Consider the following 16547-nt stretch of genomic DNA (forward strand, 5'->3'; position numbering starts at 1 on the left):
GTAGATCAGCTGTATTTCTCTCCCATTATAGCATAGGGCCTGAAGATGTTCCACCATTACTCGGCAAGCTTGGCCTGCAGCGCAGCCTTCGCTTCGGCGAGTTTTTCCTCATTGAGATAAACGTACGGGCTTCGCCAAGAGCCTTCGATCGGAATGAATGTGATATCCTCTTTGCTGATGCCAAAGTAAGTGTACATCATGTTCTCGATCTCCTTAGCCGGCATATCCATCTTCATGTTCTTGCCTACACGGTCGATGACAGCCCCCATCTTCGCGGCGCCGCCGAGCGATTTCATCTTGTCTGTTACCGCTCCAAGCACAACCGCCTGCCGTTTGTTTCGTTCAAAATCGCTTGATGCCTTCGTTCCGTTGTTCGATTTGCGGTAACGGACAAAGTCTAGGGCCTGCTTGCCGTTAAGCGTTTGAAGGCCTTTAGTCAGATTAATATCTGTGCCGTCGACGCTATCCTTATAACGCATGTCCATATCGACATCCACTTCAACCCCGCCCAAAGCGTCTACAACAGCGGAGAAACCATCAAAATTGATAACTGCCGTGTATTGAATTGGAATGTCAAAAAATTCACCGAACATCTTCTTCACACCATCGCGTGCAGCTGCTTCCTTAGCTTCCTTGGCGCTCTGCTCCGAGTTCATATAGAAGCCCGCATAATAATGATTCGCCTTCTGCGTCTTATAGCCGGGCAGCTCAACGCGCGTATCCCGAGGAATGGACACCACGACAGCTGATTTGGTCTTCGGGTTTAAAGCCGCGACCATAATAACATCCGTATTCATTGTTCCAAGCTTTGGACGGTGGTCTAACCCCAGCAGGAGCAGTGCGGTCGGCTTGACCTTTACCGAATCTTCAGGAGCGACAACGGTCTCTACACCATTATTGTTATCCGTACTAATATCCTGCAGTGCGCCCTTGGTCTCCCACCATAAATAACCTATGAAGGCAGCCGCCAGCAGTAAAATAACAAAAAATGAAATAAAAAAGAAGCGGCCCCAGCGGAAGCCGCCCTTCGACTTCGTATTTGACTTCTTGCCTGTTTTCGGTTTGGACTGCGTTTTCCGGGCTGCTGCCCGGGGAGGAAGCTGGCTTCCTGGATTCATCTTAAACACCTTCATTGTTCATTATATTTCGGGTTGGAGACGATATCCGCCAGCAGCTGCTCCGCAGCTTCCCGCGGGATCAGCCTTGTCTGCGAGCCACCGTCCGTTTCATAGATGACATGAATCATCGCGTCATCCGTCTGTGCAACACCGACTTTTACAATATGATGATCTTCGTTCAAAATCTGCAGAAAAAAATCACGGGTATCGGAAGCGGCCCGGTCATCGGGCCTTGCTTCCGATACAATATGCATTTGCAGCCAGTTAAATAATGCATCTTCCAGACGCACAGGTATGCCTCCTCAAGCCTGATCGGTCTTAATCGGCTTATCCGCCTGCAGGGCATCCTGACCCGTGCCCGAGCTTCTGTCCTTCCACTTGTCATACAGCTGACGGCCCCGGTGAATCAGCATCATCAGCACGGCCACGCCCATGCACTGAATGATCGGCAGCTTGTCAACCTGCATGATAAGCAGCACTCCGCTGCCGAAGGCCATCAGGATGTAGACAAGAATCTCCTTCAGGATCGGCAGCTTCTGCTGAGCACGGAATACTTTGTTGAAGATGTAGATGGTAAAGCCAAGTATAAGCAAATACGATATAAGCTTGTGGTCGCTAAACCATTGCTGCATGGTTCACACGCCTCCCCGCTCTTATACGCCCGACTGCGCCGCTTTACGGTGCTTCTCAGCACGATCGCGCTCGCTCTTGTTCAAGACCTTCTTGCGCAGCCGGATCGATTTAGGTGTAATTTCACAATATTCATCATCATTCAGGTACTCAAGCGCCTGCTCAAGCGAGAAGATAATCGGCGTCTTCATCTTGACCGTATCTTCCTTCGTCGCCGAACGGACGTTGGTCAGCTGCTTCTCTTTACAGATATTGACGATGATATCGTTGTCCCGGTTGTGTTCGCCGACAATCATGCCCTCATAAACTTCGGTGCCCGGCTCCAGGAACAGCTGTCCGCGGTCTTCAACGGAGAGCATGCCGTAGAAAGTGGAGGTTCCATTCTCGCTGGCAATCAGAACGCCCTGATGACGGCCGCCTACGCCCGTTCCAGCCAGAGGGCCGTAATGCTCGAAGGCATTGTTCATGATACCGTAGCCGCGGGTCAGTGTCAGGAACTGGGTGCGGTATCCGATAAGCCCGCGTGCCGGAATAATAAACTCCAGGCGAACCTGGCCCGTACCGTTGTTAATCATATTGACCATCTCAGCCTTGCGTGTGCCCAGGCTCTCCATAACAGCGCCCATGCTCTCTTCAGGCACGTCAATCAGCAGACGCTCGTAAGGCTCAACCTTCACGCCGTCCTGTTCCTTAATAATAACCTCAGGCTTCGAAACCTGCAGCTCATAGCCTTCACGGCGCATGTTCTCAATCAGAATGCCCAGGTGAAGCTCGCCGCGTCCAGATACGATGAATGCGTCCGGGCTCTCGGTCTCATCCACACGAAGTGCTACGTCCGTCTCGAGCTCCTTCATCAGACGCTCGCGCAGCTTGCGGGAGGTTACCCACTTGCCTTCCCGGCCCGCGAACGGACTATTGTTCACAAGGAAGGTCATCTGCAGTGTAGGCTCGTCAATTTTCAGCACAGGAAGCGCTTCAGGATTGGCTGGATCGGCAATGGTCTCGCCGATATTAATATCCTTAATGCCGGCAATGGCCACGATATCGCCTGCACCCGCTTCAGCTACCTCTACACGCTTCAAGCCCTGGAAGCCGAACAGCTTCTCGATGCGCGCCTGCTTGTGTCCCCCCTCACGGTTAATAACAGTTACCGACTGGCCCTGCTTGATGATACCGCGGTTAATACGGCCGATCGCAATACGACCCAAGTATTCGTTGTAGTCCATCAGCGTAACAAGGAATTGCATCGGCTCATCTGTCTTCTCTGTTGGATGCGGAATATGGCCGACAATTGTTTCGTAGAGCGCCTGCATGTTCTCATCCTGCTTCTCCGCGTCCATGCTTGAAGTGCCCATCAGAGCGGATGCGTAGACAACCGGGAAGTCCAGCTGTTCGTCGTTGGCACCTAATTCGATGAACAGGTCAAGCACTTCATCTACCACTTCCGCAGGACGTGCGTTCGGACGGTCGATCTTGTTCACAACGACGATTGGAGTCAGGTTATGCTCCAGCGCCTTGCGCAGTACGAATTTGGTCTGCGGCATGCAGCCTTCAAAGGCATCGACAACCAGCAGAACGCCGTCTACCATCTTCATGATCCGTTCCACTTCGCCGCCAAAGTCGGCATGGCCCGGAGTGTCCACAATATTAATCAGGTAATCCTTATACGTGATCGCGGTATTCTTCGCAAGAATGGTAATGCCGCGCTCGCGCTCCAGATCATTGGAGTCCATAGCCCGCTCCTGAACAACCTCATGGTCACGGAATGTGCCGGACTGCTGGAGCAGCTTGTCGACGAGCGTAGTTTTACCATGGTCAACGTGCGCGATAATCGCGATATTACGGATATTTTCTCTGGCTTGCATTTCAAAAATCCCTTCTACAATTGGTATGGTTTTCTCTCTTGTGTTCCCTCTTGGACGGACTTCTAGTCCCCAAGTCTTTCTTCTTGTACTGCAAGCTCATCTGATTACCAGCGTATCCGCCGTCCGAAGGCCATCCAGGCTCCCAGCACGATAAGCACCACGGCTATCAGATAAATCCCAAAGCCCCACAGCAGCATCATCGCAAACAGCAGCAGCGCCGACCCGCCAAGTGCAACAGCGGAAACAAACGCGGTCCGCGATTTGGAGGAGTCGAACAGATAAAATTCATACAGCCCGACAGCGGCACCCAGCAGAAACAGCGGCCACAGATACCGCATATACGTCCAGCCGAAGAGGTTGCAAAACAGAAACAGCAGTGAATAAACCGACAGCATGCCCGCTGGTATAAGCAGCACGGCCGGCAGCATCCGTCCGAAATATAGCACATGCAGCAGAATGCCCGGTATCAGAAGAAACAGCGGCCAAAACACGCTGCCAATGAAACTGAAAACACCGAGCTTTCCAAGCAGAATAACGACGCCGGCAGCCAGAATAAGGATGCCGACGGAATATTGGTTTTTGGACATCTGTTTCCCCCGTTCTTGCACCGTCAGCGAAAATAGTGACGAAAGACGACATGTTTTTCTACTCTAGTGTAATGGAACTGCAGGTAAAAAACCAGTCAAAAAACATGCGGGTATGAAAAACATTGCAAACTATTATTATAGCATAAAAAAAGGCGCCCGGCAGTTAAGCCCGGCGGCAGAGCAGGTACAGCACAATAACAAGCGGAACCGAGAGCAGCGGAATGGCCTCAGCAGCTGTGCGGGAGCCATGAAATAGCACATCCTGCAGCCCCCGGTCATGCACCAGCATCTTGCCGCCGGCGAATCCGAGCAGCCCGGCTCCCAGGTAGATCAGCTGAGGCATCCTGGCGAGCATGCTGCCAATCAGCTGACTGCCCCAAATGATCAGCGGTATACTGAGGACGATGCCTAGCATGATTAAGACAGGATCGCCTTCAGCGACAGCCGCAATAGCCAGCACATTGTCGAGACTCATAACGAAGTCCGCGGCCACTATTGTCCAGACGGCCATGACCAGCGTGTCCGACTTGCGGACCGCATGACCGCCTTCTCCGGAGCCGGAATCCAGCAACAGCTTGACGGCGATCATGAACAGCAGCACCGCTCCTGCCGCCTGGAGATACGGCACCTGCAGCAGCGTCACCGCCACCAGCGTCAGTACGCATCTCAAGCCGACTGCCGCTGCCGCTCCCCACCAGATGGCCCGCTGGCGCTGCCTTGGCGGCAGATGCTGGCTTGCCATGGCAATGACAACGGCATTATCACCGCTCAGCAAAATATTGATTAGCATAATCTGTACGAAAATAAGCAGACTGTCCAAGGATTTCGCCCCCTCGCTACATCAATGTATGACAGGGAGGGCTTGGATATGCTTGGACAGCTGACAAGCTTGCAGCCGCAGGCTGGAGGCGTACAAAACGCAAGGGCTCTGGTTAGAACCAGTCCCTGCTCTCTGCTGCCTGCTTGGCACTGGTGCCGCCCGGCTCAATGACAAGAACTTCGGTCCCTTGTACCGCTTGCTCGATCATCTGCTGAAGCTGGGGCACATAGGATTCCACGGTCTGAACTACCCTCAAATTAGGGTTGGTGCTTGGGGACTTGGGCACAAACAGCGTACAGCAGTCCTTAAATGGCAGTATTGACGTTTCATACGTGCCGATCCGTTCGGCGATTTGGATAATCTCCTGTTTATCCATCATGACCAGCGGACGCAGCAGCGGAAGCTCAAGCGCTCTGCCAATCACATTCATGCTGCCAAGTGTCTGACTCGCGACCTGACCAAGCGAGTCACCCGTTACAACAGCGAGTGCACCGCTTGCTTCTGCCAGCTGCTGAACGATTCTAAGCATGGCCCGGCGCATCAGTGTAATGATCAGATGATCCTGCTTCGCCTGGGTGAACGAGGTCTGGATATCCGTGAAGGATACAAGATGCAGCTTCAGCGGCCGTCCGGCATAAGTGGCAAGGCGCCCTGCCAGATCGATAACCTTGTCTTTCGCCTGCTCACTAGTAAACGGAAAGCTGTGATAGTGGACAAGCTCTAGCTCCAGCCCCTTCCGCATGGCCATATAGCCGGCTACCGGGCTGTCGATTCCGCCAGAGAGCAGCAGCATCGCTTTGCCATTGGTCCCATAAGGGAACCCGCCAGCAGCCGCTGTAACCTCTGTAAAGATGTACGTGGCATGTTCGTTAATCTCCACCCGAAGCTCCAGATCCGGCCGATGCACATCCACACTAAGCTTCGGTGTAGCTCTCAGCACATGGCCGCCGACCATTCGATTCATCTCCTGGGAATCGTAAGGAAATTTCTTGTATACGCGGCGCACCGAAACCTTGAACGTACGTTCCCGGTCCGGGTAACTGCGCATAACCTCCAGCGCGCCTGCCAGAATGGCTTCGGGTTCAGACGGAACGCTCTTGACCCGACTGAAGGATACGATGCCGAATACGGTTTGCAGCCGCTCAGCGACCGGCTCGTAGGTTGTCCCGTTAAGTGAAATATAGATTCTTCCATATGCCTTCGTGAAGGTCAGGTCCGGGAAAATAGACAGTGAGCTTCGCACCTGCCGCATCATCTGCTGCTCGAAGCGTCCCCTGTTCCTGCCCTTCACTGTCAATTCGCCGAAGCGAAGCAGTACCGTGTCAAAAACCATTTTACTTCTCTCTCCTCTCCAGCGGCTTCAGCTTGCCCACAACCGCCTTAAGCCTTTCCAGCACCAGCTCTATATGCTCCATGCGGTGCTCATCACCAAAGCTCAGCCGCACGCCGCCGCCAGCGCAGGCAGCATCGCGGCCCATGGCCAGCAGCACTCTGCTCGGCTTGTTGCTCTTGGATGAGCAGGCGGACTTGGTCGAAGCCGCAATACCATGCTTCTCAAGGGCGTGCACGAGCACCTCCGGCTTCATTCCCGGGTAACAGAAGTGAACAATATGCGGTGCCATGATCCCTTCTTCCGCTCCCGCTGCTGGTCCGCTGAGCAGCAATTCGGGAATCTCTGCAATTCCTTCCGCGAGCACACGCCTCAGCGCTGTCATTCTCAACTGCCGGTCCGCCTGAGACTCCAAGGCGAGCCGGAGGGCCTTGGCGGCTCCCACTATGGCAGGTACGTTCTCTGTGCCAGAGCGCACCCCCGCCTCCTGTCCGCCCCCAAACACCAAGGGCAGCAGCTCAATCCCTTCACGCACATACAGCCAGCCTGCACCCTTGGGACCGTTCAACTTGTGCGCCGACATGCTGAAGAGATCAATATGCCAGTCCTTAAGGCTCACCTTCAGCTTACCGACCCCTTGTACGCCGTCAACATGGAACAGCGTCTTCGGCCGGCCAGCAAGCAGGCTTCCCGCTTCCTTTACCGGCTGGACTGCCCCGGTTTCATTGTTGACGTGCATAATGCTGACCAGAATGGTACGGTCCGTCAGCGCTTGTTCTAGATCGGTTATCCGTATACGGCCGTTGTGATCGACCGGCAGGTAGGTCACCTCGAAGCCTTCCCGCTCAAGCTGCTCGAATGCCTCGTATACAGATGCATGCTCCACCTGGGTTGTGATGATATGATTGCCGCGTGCACGATAGCGCCGTGTGGCGCCCAGGATAGCGAGATTGTTACTCTCTGTTCCGCCTGATGTGAAGACCCACTCCTTCGGGCTAACCCCGAACAAGCCGGCTGCCAATTCGCGGGCGTGCTGCACCAGCTTCCCGGCCTCCGCACCGTTACGGTGCAGAGATGACGGGTTGGCATACTGGAGCTTCATAACCTCGCTAAGCGTACGGATTACATCCTCGTGAGGCGGCGTAGAAGCCGCGTGGTCAAAATACAGCATATCTTTCCCCCTTATCGGGATTAGAACACAACAGACTTCGCACTTGCCCCTTACAAAACAATGGAACCGCCGCCGCTGTTTGGCGGCTCCGGTTCCATCTTAGGCACGATGCTTGCTGCTGTCTTCCCTGCGTTGTTAATCGTTGACGTTACGAATATAAGTCCATAGCTTTCATGACCTTGCCGACATAGCCCTGCGTTTCTTTGGGGAGCAGATGCAGCTTCTGCTCGAGATCGCTGTCCGTACGGATTCCAGTCCGGTCGACCCGGCCAGGCCCTGCATTATAGGCGGCCAGTGCCGCCATGGCGTTGCCGTCGTACTTTTCCAGAAGATATTTCAGGAAACGCGTGCCGCCGTCGATATTTTGTGCGGGATCAAAGGAATTTGCCACGCCGAGACCTCTTGCCGTTCCATCCATCAGCTGCATAAGCCCCTTGGCTCCTGCCGATGAGACTGCATTCGGATTAAATGAGGATTCCGTATGAATAACCGCCTTAATCAAGGCCGGATTGACACCATGTTTGGCAGCCGCACGCTCGATCATACTATCGAACGCCGTAGTCTTTCCCAGTCCCGACGATTGGGTATAGCCGGATTGAATCTGGGATGCCTGCGAAGCCGCAGCAATCTGTGCGCCCTGCTGCAGCTCCGGCATGAACACCGTGTTGTAAGAACCGCCGTTCAAGGCAGCCGCCATTGCGGCAGCCCCCTGGCTTCCGAGAGCCAGCAGTTCAACCGGTATCCCGCTTGGATCGGCAAGACCTTCTGGAAAATCAACTGATGTTCCCATTGTACCGGCAATATAAGCCTTCAGCAGCTCATCGAACTTAGCCGCGTCTGAAGAAGCGCCAAGTCCGTTTCCATGGGATGCCCGAGAAGATGTATAGTCAACATTAGGTGCAGTTTGCACCTGCAGTACTGCTTTAATTGTTCTAGGATCGCTCATCTTTAGATGCCTCCACTTGATGGATTCAATCCATGGTTGATATTCAACACATATATTGTACACGTTTTATATCGGCACTGCCAGTAAAAAAGTGAAGTCCGATGATCATACGCCAGCTGATTTTTAAATAAAAACAATATGTTATGTACAATAAGACCTAAAGAAAAAGCAGCGGAACAGAATCCGCTGCTCTTAAACTAAATTATCATGTAATAAATTGGAATAAACACCAGGTAAGCCGCTGCGGCAAGCAAACCGATCGTGATCGACCACACGCCTAGCGCCCTGCTTCCTTGGCGGTATGCCATATAACCCAGCACAGCTGCTGTCAAACCTAGCAGCAGCGGCCAGATAAACAGGGCCGCAATAGCAAACACCAGAGCGAACGTACCGAGCGCCCGGGCGCCTGAACGCGCGGTGTCCATCACCTGCAGCTCATCGGTTTGCAGCGGTTCACGGTCCGCCCCGCGTGCGGTAAGCGGTGGAGCAGCAACCATCCCGGGTGTAACAGCGAAATCTGCAGCCATCTCTTCCTGTGTACCAGGACTGGCTTCCGTATTTCCCAGAGGGCTGACAACGGCTGTTTCGGTCCGTTCTCCAAGCTCCCGGTCCATCTCAACATCATTCATATTGACATTCTTCACTGCTTCCGGCTTCAGGAGCTCCTGCTCACGTTCTTGTTCAGGCATTGACGTCACTCCTTCGGCTTAAAAGTATGGCAGCAGGTAGTGGATGATTGCGGTGCTGTATCCTGGTGGTCAGTGCCCAGTCCACCGGCAAACTCGGAGCTGTAATCGACGCTGCCGTGCTTGTCAATATCGACCATGATTTCATTGGCATTACACTGGTTGCCTTGTCCCCAGAACGTACAGTTGGACACGCTGCATTTTACGCCTTCTGGCATAATAAAATCACCTCCGTTAATCAGGTTGCCCCGAACGGAGGTGAGTAAGTCTGCCTTATATTTGGAGCATGCTGTTCTGTTACTTTTGGCTTTGCATTCTGCGCTGCGTCATATACTCGCTCTCATAATAAGCAAGCTCTTCGCGCAGGTCTTCATAAATTTTGGATACGCCAAGGACAATGTCACGAGCAGCACGTACCGGCTTCGCGCGGAAGCGGATGGCATCCTGCCCGGTATAGGCATAGCGTCCATCCTCGGAGTAGCCTTCATTCTTTGGATAGAAATAAGCATTTACACTGTTATGATAGGTCTCGTAAAGCGCCTTTTCAGCAAAATCAATATCGAAATTGGGCCTGCGGAGCGCAACACCCAACTTTTCGTAGGATACTTCCGAAAACACGAGCAGATGTCTGAGATCGGACAACAGCCCCTTGTAGAAGCGTACAGTATCTTCTCCATCGCCTTCCGATACCAGCTGCGGAAGAGCGTTCTCATTCAGAAAAGATTCAAGCTGTCCAATAGCTTGTTTTAATTTCGCATGTGTCGATTCAGTAAGCGGCTTAACATTGGCAGATGGCATAATCGGTGGTCCCCCTTCATGTTACGAAAACCCGGATAGTAGGTGTCGCTTGTACATCACCAACATGGTACCACAAATTTCTTCTCAGCGGTACTGTTGTTTACGGCCCGGTTTTCGTATATTTTGGTCTTTCGAATCCTAACCTAAACGTACGAATAAAGCAGTGTGCGGGTTGCACACCGGGAGGTATACAACATGTCAGCAAGACACAATCGGTCCCGCTGGTTTGCCATGCTCGCTGGCATTGCCGTCGCCATTCCCTTATTCATGTGGGCAGCGGCAGACAGACAAAATGACAGCGGCCAAATCACCGTGCCGGATCCATCAGAAGAGCGGCGTCTGAAGGCCGCAGCAGTCCAGAGCGACGCAAAAGCAACGGCAGAGCTGTGCACAATGGAGTGTGCGCAAGAATTCCGCAGGCTTGCCAAGGGCCGGCCAACCTCTGACGAAGTCAGGCACCTGCTGGCGATGCACCCCCATATGTTATACATCAGGATGGATGTAAATGGTGACCGCGGCAAACCGCAGGAGTTCGGCTCCCTGCCGCAAGGCACCGAAGATAAGGCGCGTCAGTTCCTGAAGGAAGCCCGCAGAGGAGCAACCTCTTCTACACCTTATGTGTCGGAGCCATTCCGCCGGAACGGCCATCGTTACATCGTTATTGGTGTCAGATCTGCAGACGGGTCACTGGTCAGCGGTGTCATCCGGCAGGATATTGTGGACGAAGTCGCCAAGCACCAGAAGCGCAATCTGCGGCTTGTTCCTTACCCCGCTGAAGGCAACTACCGGATTGAATCCGCGGAGCCTAACACGACACGCGATGTCACCGTTCGCACTGGTGAAGGCAATCAGAACGCAAGCCACTACCACGTTCATGAAGTCGTTGTCCGGTTTAAGCAGGAGCCAAGAGAGCAGGACCTGAAGCAGATGATGCAGGCGATCGACGGCAAATCGGCGCGAAAGCTTGGCTACACGCATGTATTCACTTCACGAACGATGGAAGCAGAGCAGCTCATGAACTATTTCCGGGATAAGTGGAACCCGGTTTATGTCGAACCGCATTACCTTTATTTAACCAATACAAGTCCCGCCGAGACAGGTTCCTCGGATATTAGTCCGATCATCCCGAATGATGCCCTTTACTCCCAGTACCAATGGAACCTGCCTGTTATCGAAACGGAGAAGGGATGGCGTCTGTCCAAAGGAAACGAACAGGTTTCTGTGGCTGTGCTTGATACAGGCATACAGCTAGATCACCCGGATCTGACCGGCAAACTCGGTGAAGGGCTCAATATTGTAAGCGAAGCGCCGCCAGAGGACGACGTGGGTCATGGGACTCATGTCGCAGGAGTAATTGCCGCCAGCGTCAACAATAACGAAGGCGTCGCTGGTATGACCTGGAATAACAAGGTGTTACCGGTCAAGGTGCTCGACAGCAGCGGCTCCGGTACAACCTATTCGGTTGCCGAGGGGATTATCTGGGCCACTGATCACGGAGCCAAGGTGATTAATATGAGTCTCGGCAACTATGCGTCCGCCGAGTTCCTTCATGACGCTGTACGCTATGCCTATGACCATGATGTAGTGCTCGTCGCCGCCAGCGGCAACGACAATACGGAGCGGCCGGGCTATCCGGCGGCCTATCCGGAGGTGTTCGCAGTAGCGGCGACGGATTCCAGCGGCCGGAAGGCATCGTTCTCCAACTATGGCGGCTATATCGATGTAGCCGCTCCGGGCGCTACCATCCCAAGCACCTACCCGGGCAATCAATATGCCGCACTATCCGGGACATCGATGGCTTGTCCGCATGTCGCAGCACTGGCTGCCTTAATCCGATCGGTCAACCCGTCCCTTCGCAACGAAGAAGTGATGCAGGTGATACGGGATACCGCAACCGATCTGGGAGAGGAAGGCAGGGATATATACTATGGCTACGGCCAAATTGATGTCGTGAGGGCACTGCAGGCAGCAGAGGAGAACGATCTGTCCCTGGAGCGGTATTCAAGCAGGCTACTGAACCGTATCAGCTCGCTTCGCAGCGAGTTCGGCATTACCCGTTAGACCGTTAACTATGTACACAAAAAAAATGAACCTCCTGAAGCAAACGCCTCTGGTGGTTCATTTTGTGTTTTCCGTTATAGGAAAGTTTGCCATAAGCCGGGTTCTGTACTTCCAGTGGTGCAAGCGGGAACGACCCTCCCACGCGGAAGTGACAATCATCTATCTAGGCCGTCCATTGCTGAACGGCTCAAGCGACCAACCCGAACGCGCCTCGGGCTAAGGCTGCTGTCCGTCACGGACAGCCGCGTTCTCTTAGGTCTTGCTCCAGATGGGGTTTACCAGCCGCATTGTCACCAATGCCGCTCGTGGTCTCTTACACCACGGTTCCACCCTTGCCTGTGCCGGCATGCCGGCCATCGGCGGTCCATTTCTGTGGCACTATCCTTCAGCTCGCGCTGACTGGACGTTATCCAGCATCCTGCCCTGTGGAGCCCGGACTTTCCTCCCGCAGCCTTGCGGCTGCCGGCGATTGTCTGTCAAACTTTCCTGTCCTACCGCTCCAGGCGGAACAGCCGTAAGGTTGTTCCTGTGAGCGACACGATGCTTAGTATACTAGATATTAGCCCAAAGCTCAACTGTGATCGAGTGGGAAATGAGGAAAAGCTCCCGGCAGGACGAGCTCATCCTTACATGAAGCGGAACGGCTCGGTATTCACGGCGGAGGCAATTACCTCTGTCGATGACTTGCGCCCAGCCAGCTCCTGCTTCAAGTAATCGGCTACACGCGGCTTCATCAGCTTCTCGATATTGTGGCCAGGATCAATAATCGAAAGCCCGGCAGCCAAGGCGTCATGCGCGGTATGGTAATCGATGTCACCCGTTACGAGCACGTCTGCCCCCGCAAAGATTGCATGCCGGGTATAGCGTGCTCCAGAGCCTCCCAGTACCGCCACCTTGCGGACCTGAGCCGCCAAATCACCTACGACACGCAGTGCAGGCACTTCAAACACCTGCTTTACCTGCTCGGCAAGCTGCTGAAGCGTAACAGGCTCCGGCAGTTTGCCGACCCGTCCAAGGCCGAAGGTGCGTCCCTTCAGATCCAGCTGGTACAAGTCATATGCCACTTCCTCATACGGATGAGCCTTTAACATCGCCTGAACCACCTTACGCTGCAGCTGACCCGGCACAATCGTCTCTATCCGAACCTCTGCTGCCCGCTCCAGCTGGCCGGCTTCACCCAGATAAGGCTTCGTATTCTCGCCAGGAAGGAAGGTGCCGGTTCCATTCAAATTAAAGCTGCATTTGCTGTAGTTACCGATCTGTCCCGCACCAGCATGAAATAACGCCTCCAACACACGCTCGTGATGATCCTCCGGGACAAAAACAACCAGCTTGTACAGCTTGTCCGTATGTACCTCTTCCAGCGCATCCCGGCCCGTCAGGCCCAGCATGTCCGCCATCCAATCGTTGATGCCCCCCTCGGTAACATCCAGGTTCGTATGGGCAATATAGACGGCAATATCATGCTTGATCAGGCGCTCATACAGTCTCCCGGCGGGTGTACCGGTGTCAATCTTCGCCAAGGGGCGATAGATGACAGCATGATGGGCAATAATCAGATTGGCGCCCTCGCGGACCGCTTCATCTACAACCTCTTCCGCTACATCGAGCGCAACCAGCACTTTGCGGATTTCCTTGTTGAGCGTGCCTACCTGCAGGCCGATCTTGTCGCCCTCCACAGCGTACTGCTTGGGGGCAAGCTGTTCCATCAGCTGAACGACCGTTTGTCCGTTTGCAAACATCCGAGCACCTCCTCGATGGTTTCAATCTCCCGTTCCATCTCACGCTGTTTCTCAGCCGCTTCGGCAGAGTCCGAGCGGCCCATCCTTGCGCAGATTTTGCGCAGCTTGTCCGCTTCACTCTGCCACTTGCGCCTCAGAACATTACTTGGCTGTCTAAGCAGCCAGGGACCCATGTGAAGAAGCAGTCTCCGCTTCTCCTCCTCATCCCTGTCCAAAGGCAGGAACGTTGGATTGTAGAGCATTGTACTGCAAGCTTCTGCATCTGCAATCCGGACCGCCAGCAGCACCTCGTACCACTTGCCGTCCTCTTCGACCAGTCGCTCTGCCGCCAAATACCAGCCCTGCTGCAGAAGCCAGCGGCGGACCAAATCCTCACCGACGTTAGGCTGCAGCACGAGCGTTGTCACGCCTTCAAGCTTGCCGGCGGCCATGCCTTCCGACAGAATTGCCGCCATCAGCGCCCCGCCCATGCCAGCTATAGTCACACAATCCACTTCACCGGGCTCAACAACAGCAAGGCCGTTGCCTCTTCGTGCCGCAATGCGTCCAGTCAGGCCCGCTGCTTCGATCTGTCTAACAGCCGCCTGCAGCGGCCCTTCATTCAGCTCTCCAGCCACAGCAAAGTCTGAGCGCCCTGTCTGCAGCAGGTATACTGGCAGCAGCCCGTGATCAGACCCGATATCAGCCACGCGCGAATGCTGCGGTACCAGACCGGCTATGGTCTGCAGCCTTCTCGATAATTTCAACATGTCAGGCAACCCACGCAATCCAATGTTTTCTTAAGAAGAACAGCATCGTTCCTCCTAATCCGATTTTAACGATCAATTGTACTTGAATCCAGTCCTGCTCCGCCAGAATGATTGCAGCATGGACCTCCGGCATAAACCAGAGCAGTACGCCTGTCAGCAGCAGCACGGCGGAAGCCGGCTTGGACCAGCGGTGAACGAACCAGCTGAACCACCCGAAGACAAAAGCAACCGGCACCCAATACAGCTGAACCTCGTACCAGGCGGGATCGGCGGTATTTTTGGCCAGCAGCAGGGCGTAGACCAGGATCGCAGCAACCCAGCCGCCCAGATGGAGTAGCGGTATCCCCGCTCCCATGCCAAATATGATCCAGAAGACGGAGCAGCCCGCCAGAAAGGCGGCCGTCCAGCCCCAAGCCTGAATATCGTGAAGATGGAGCATATACAGGCCGATTCCAAGCTTGTACAAGATGCCGATTCCAATAATGGAGAGCCCGGCTGACTCATTTACAGCTCTCTTCCGCTGTCCGTATGACAGCAAAAAAGTGACCACAGTAAGCGACAATGCGGTTTGCAATAGAGGGTGAAAAGCGTTAAAATATAAAGCGACAAGACAAATCAAGGAAAATGCTCCAAAAGCAAGGAGCCAGTGTTTGCCGCTGGATTTCTGAACCGCCGTTGCCGCCTTTCCCGTCCACCCGGAGGGAGTTCTCTCCTGATCCTGCACTGCGTACAAATTCAGCAGAAAATCGCAGTATTGGTCAGGCAGCAGCTTGTTCCGCCGCCAATAGTCAATTTCTCTTATGATGACTGTCCGTCGTTCCTGATCCATCCCCACGCAACCCTTTCGGCCTCCCCTGGCCCATGATGGAAAAAAAAGACCTTACTGCACGAGCAGAAAGGTCACAAGTCAATTCTTACTCCAAGAAATCCTTCAGCCGCTTACTCCGGCTTGGATGCCGCAGCTTGCGCAGCGCCTTCGCCTCGATCTGGCGGATGCGTTCACGGGTTACCCCGAAAACCTTGCCAACTTCCTCGAGCGTACGCGTCCGGCCGTCGTCCAGACCGAAACGCAGCCTCAGTACATTCTCTTCACGCTCCGTAAGCGTATCAAGCACGTCCTCAAGCTGTTCTTTAAGAAGCTCATAAGCCGCAGCATCAGCTGGAGCCAAAGCTTCCTGATCCTCAATAAAGTCACCCAAATGCGAATCGTCCTCTTCACCAATTGGTGTCTCAAGGGATACCGGTTCCTGGGCAATCTTCATAATTTCCCGTACCTTGTCGGTACTAAGATCCATCTCAGCAGCTATCTCTTCCGGGGTAGGCTCTCGCCCAAGCTCCTGCAGCAGTTGCCGGGAGACCCGAATCAGCTTGTTGATCGTTTCCACCATATGAACCGGAATCCGGATCGTACGCGCCTGGTCCGCAATCGCACGCGTGATAGCTTGGCGGATCCACCAGGTAGCATACGTGCTGAACTTGTAGCCTTTCGTATGGTCGAATTTTTCGACAGCCTTGATCAGGCCCATATTGCCTTCCTGAATCAAATCCAGGAATAGCATGCCGCGTCCGACATAGCGCTTGGCAATACTAACGACAAGCCGCAGGTTCGCTTCTGCAAGGCGGCGTTTGGCTTCCTCATCGCCATTCTCGATCCGTTTGGCAAGCTCTACCTCATCATCGGCTGACAAGAGAGGAACACGTCCGATTTCCTTGAGGTACATTCTTACCGGATCGTTAATCTTAATGCCTGGCGGAAGAGCCAGATCGTCGTCAAAATTGAAATCGTCGTGCTCCCGCTCCTCATCGCTTCTTCCAAGCGGATGATCGTCGTTCTCATTGACAACTTCAATGCCCATGTCATCAAGCTGCTCGAAAAATTCATCCATCTGCTCTGGATCCTGATCGAACGGAGACATTTTCTCCATAATTTCTTTGTACGTCAGGGAAGACCGCTTCTTGCCTTGTTCAATCAGCTGTTCCTTGACCAGCTCCAGCTTCTGTTCCGCATCCAATTCCGTATGTTGATCGTTCGCCATATCCGACT

17 protein-coding genes and 1 other RNA gene are annotated in these 16547 nt (G+C 53.9%); 1 reads left to right on the forward strand and 17 read right to left on the reverse strand.

The genetic code is table 11. The features are described from left to right. Positions 1–56 precede the first annotated feature (56 nt). From DNH61_RS20655 to DNH61_RS20710, 12 genes are all read right to left on the reverse strand, one after another. Positions 57–1118, reverse strand: a complete 1062-nt coding sequence (locus DNH61_RS20655) for an LCP family protein (protein ID WP_111148721.1) — start codon at positions 1116–1118, stop codon at positions 57–59. An 11-nt stretch (positions 1119–1129) separates the two neighbouring features. Beyond that, positions 1130–1408, reverse strand: a complete 279-nt coding sequence (locus DNH61_RS20660; RefSeq protein WP_111148722.1) for a hypothetical protein — start codon at positions 1406–1408, stop codon at positions 1130–1132. 12 nt (positions 1409–1420) lie between these two features. Then, positions 1421–1750, reverse strand: a complete 330-nt coding sequence (locus DNH61_RS20665; protein WP_111148723.1) for a YlaH-like family protein — start codon at positions 1748–1750, stop codon at positions 1421–1423. Between the two features lie 21 nt (positions 1751–1771). Further along, a complete protein-coding gene (gene typA, locus DNH61_RS20670; protein WP_111148724.1) occupies positions 1772–3613 on the reverse strand; it encodes a translational GTPase TypA in 1842 nt (613 codons plus the stop codon). 104 nt (positions 3614–3717) lie between these two features. Then, entirely contained in the window at positions 3718–4200 is a 483-nt protein-coding gene (locus DNH61_RS20675) for a hypothetical protein (RefSeq protein ID WP_111148725.1), read from the reverse strand. 163 nt (positions 4201–4363) lie between these two features. Next, positions 4364–5020 (reverse strand): TerC family protein, encoded by a 657-nt coding sequence (locus DNH61_RS20680; protein WP_181438809.1) that lies wholly within the window; start codon positions 5018–5020, stop codon positions 4364–4366. 112 nt (positions 5021–5132) lie between these two features. Continuing rightward, entirely contained in the window at positions 5133–6353 is a 1221-nt protein-coding gene (gene thiI, locus DNH61_RS20685; RefSeq protein WP_111148726.1) for a tRNA uracil 4-sulfurtransferase ThiI, read from the reverse strand. Position 6354: 1 nt separating this feature from the next. Next, positions 6355–7521: a cysteine desulfurase family protein gene (locus DNH61_RS20690; protein ID WP_111148727.1), complete on the reverse strand. Its 1167-nt coding sequence runs from the start codon at positions 7519–7521 to the stop codon at positions 6355–6357. A gap of 148 nt (positions 7522–7669) precedes the next feature. Further along, positions 7670–8467, reverse strand: coding sequence for a lytic transglycosylase domain-containing protein (locus DNH61_RS27065; RefSeq protein ID WP_111148728.1), 798 nt, complete (start codon positions 8465–8467; stop codon positions 7670–7672). Positions 8468–8664: 197 nt separating this feature from the next. Then, on the reverse strand, positions 8665–9156 hold the full coding sequence (locus DNH61_RS20700) for a hypothetical protein (RefSeq protein ID WP_111148729.1): 492 nt from the start codon (positions 9154–9156) through the stop codon (positions 8665–8667). 5 nt (positions 9157–9161) lie between these two features. After that, positions 9162–9371 (reverse strand): DUF1540 domain-containing protein, encoded by a 210-nt coding sequence (locus DNH61_RS20705; RefSeq protein WP_111148730.1) that lies wholly within the window; start codon positions 9369–9371, stop codon positions 9162–9164. A gap of 79 nt (positions 9372–9450) precedes the next feature. Then, the gene (locus tag DNH61_RS20710) at positions 9451–9951 is read right to left on the reverse strand and encodes a YpuI family protein (RefSeq protein ID WP_111148731.1); all 501 of its coding nucleotides are present in this window, start codon (positions 9949–9951) and stop codon (positions 9451–9453) included. Positions 9952–10146: 195 nt separating this feature from the next. On the opposite strand from DNH61_RS20710, the gene DNH61_RS20715 reads away from it, so the two are divergent. After that, positions 10147–12012, forward strand: coding sequence for a S8 family peptidase (locus DNH61_RS20715; protein ID WP_111148732.1), 1866 nt, complete (start codon positions 10147–10149; stop codon positions 12010–12012). A gap of 77 nt (positions 12013–12089) precedes the next feature. Here the strand turns inward: DNH61_RS20715 and rnpB are convergent. The 5 genes from rnpB to rpoD form a co-directional block, all read right to left on the reverse strand. Next, an RNA gene (gene rnpB, locus DNH61_RS20720) (RNase P RNA component class A) lies at positions 12090–12497 on the reverse strand. 141 nt (positions 12498–12638) lie between these two features. Then, a complete protein-coding gene (locus DNH61_RS20725; RefSeq protein WP_111148733.1) occupies positions 12639–13754 on the reverse strand; it encodes a Nif3-like dinuclear metal center hexameric protein in 1116 nt (371 codons plus the stop codon). Next, positions 13721–14503 (reverse strand): tRNA (adenine(22)-N(1))-methyltransferase, encoded by a 783-nt coding sequence (locus tag DNH61_RS20730; RefSeq protein WP_111148847.1) that lies wholly within the window; start codon positions 14501–14503, stop codon positions 13721–13723. Before DNH61_RS20730 ends, DNH61_RS20725 begins: the two co-directional genes overlap by 34 nt. A 1-nt stretch (position 14504) precedes the next feature. Continuing rightward, positions 14505–15332: a hypothetical protein gene (locus tag DNH61_RS20735; protein ID WP_111148848.1), complete on the reverse strand. Its 828-nt coding sequence runs from the start codon at positions 15330–15332 to the stop codon at positions 14505–14507. A gap of 85 nt (positions 15333–15417) precedes the next feature. Continuing rightward, on the reverse strand, positions 15418–16539 hold the full coding sequence (gene rpoD, locus DNH61_RS20740; RefSeq protein ID WP_111148734.1) for an RNA polymerase sigma factor RpoD: 1122 nt from the start codon (positions 16537–16539) through the stop codon (positions 15418–15420). Positions 16540–16547 lie beyond the last annotated feature (8 nt).

Source organism: Paenibacillus sambharensis (genome assembly GCF_003233845.1).
Lineage (GTDB): Bacteria > Bacillota > Bacilli > Paenibacillales > Paenibacillaceae > Paenibacillus_I > Paenibacillus_I sambharensis.

Coding starts and splice junctions, on each gene's coding strand:
- DNH61_RS20655 (WP_111148721.1), bottom strand. CDS start 1,118: ATGAATCCAGGAAGCCAGCTTCCTCCCCGGGCAGCAGCCCGGAAAACG.
- DNH61_RS20665 (WP_111148723.1), bottom strand. CDS start 1,750: ATGCAGCAATGGTTTAGCGACCACAAGCTTATATCGTATTTGCTTATA.
- typA (WP_111148724.1), bottom strand. CDS start 3,613: ATGCAAGCCAGAGAAAATATCCGTAATATCGCGATTATCGCGCACGTT.
- DNH61_RS20675 (WP_111148725.1), bottom strand. CDS start 4,200: ATGTCCAAAAACCAATATTCCGTCGGCATCCTTATTCTGGCTGCCGGC.
- thiI (WP_111148726.1), bottom strand. CDS start 6,353: ATGGTTTTTGACACGGTACTGCTTCGCTTCGGCGAATTGACAGTGAAG.
- DNH61_RS20690 (WP_111148727.1), bottom strand. CDS start 7,521: ATGCTGTATTTTGACCACGCGGCTTCTACGCCGCCTCACGAGGATGTA.
- DNH61_RS27065 (WP_111148728.1), bottom strand. CDS start 8,467: ATGAGCGATCCTAGAACAATTAAAGCAGTACTGCAGGTGCAAACTGCA.
- DNH61_RS20700 (WP_111148729.1), bottom strand. CDS start 9,156: ATGCCTGAACAAGAACGTGAGCAGGAGCTCCTGAAGCCGGAAGCAGTG.
- DNH61_RS20705 (WP_111148730.1), bottom strand. CDS start 9,371: ATGCCAGAAGGCGTAAAATGCAGCGTGTCCAACTGTACGTTCTGGGGA.
- DNH61_RS20710 (WP_111148731.1), bottom strand. CDS start 9,951: ATGCCATCTGCCAATGTTAAGCCGCTTACTGAATCGACACATGCGAAA.
- DNH61_RS20715 (WP_111148732.1), top strand. CDS start 10,147: ATGTCAGCAAGACACAATCGGTCCCGCTGGTTTGCCATGCTCGCTGGC.
- DNH61_RS20725 (WP_111148733.1), bottom strand. CDS start 13,754: ATGTTTGCAAACGGACAAACGGTCGTTCAGCTGATGGAACAGCTTGCC.
- DNH61_RS20730 (WP_111148847.1), bottom strand. CDS start 14,503: ATGTTGAAATTATCGAGAAGGCTGCAGACCATAGCCGGTCTGGTACCG.
- DNH61_RS20735 (WP_111148848.1), bottom strand. CDS start 15,332: ATGGATCAGGAACGACGGACAGTCATCATAAGAGAAATTGACTATTGG.
- rpoD (WP_111148734.1), bottom strand. CDS start 16,539: ATGGCGAACGATCAACATACGGAATTGGATGCGGAACAGAAGCTGGAG.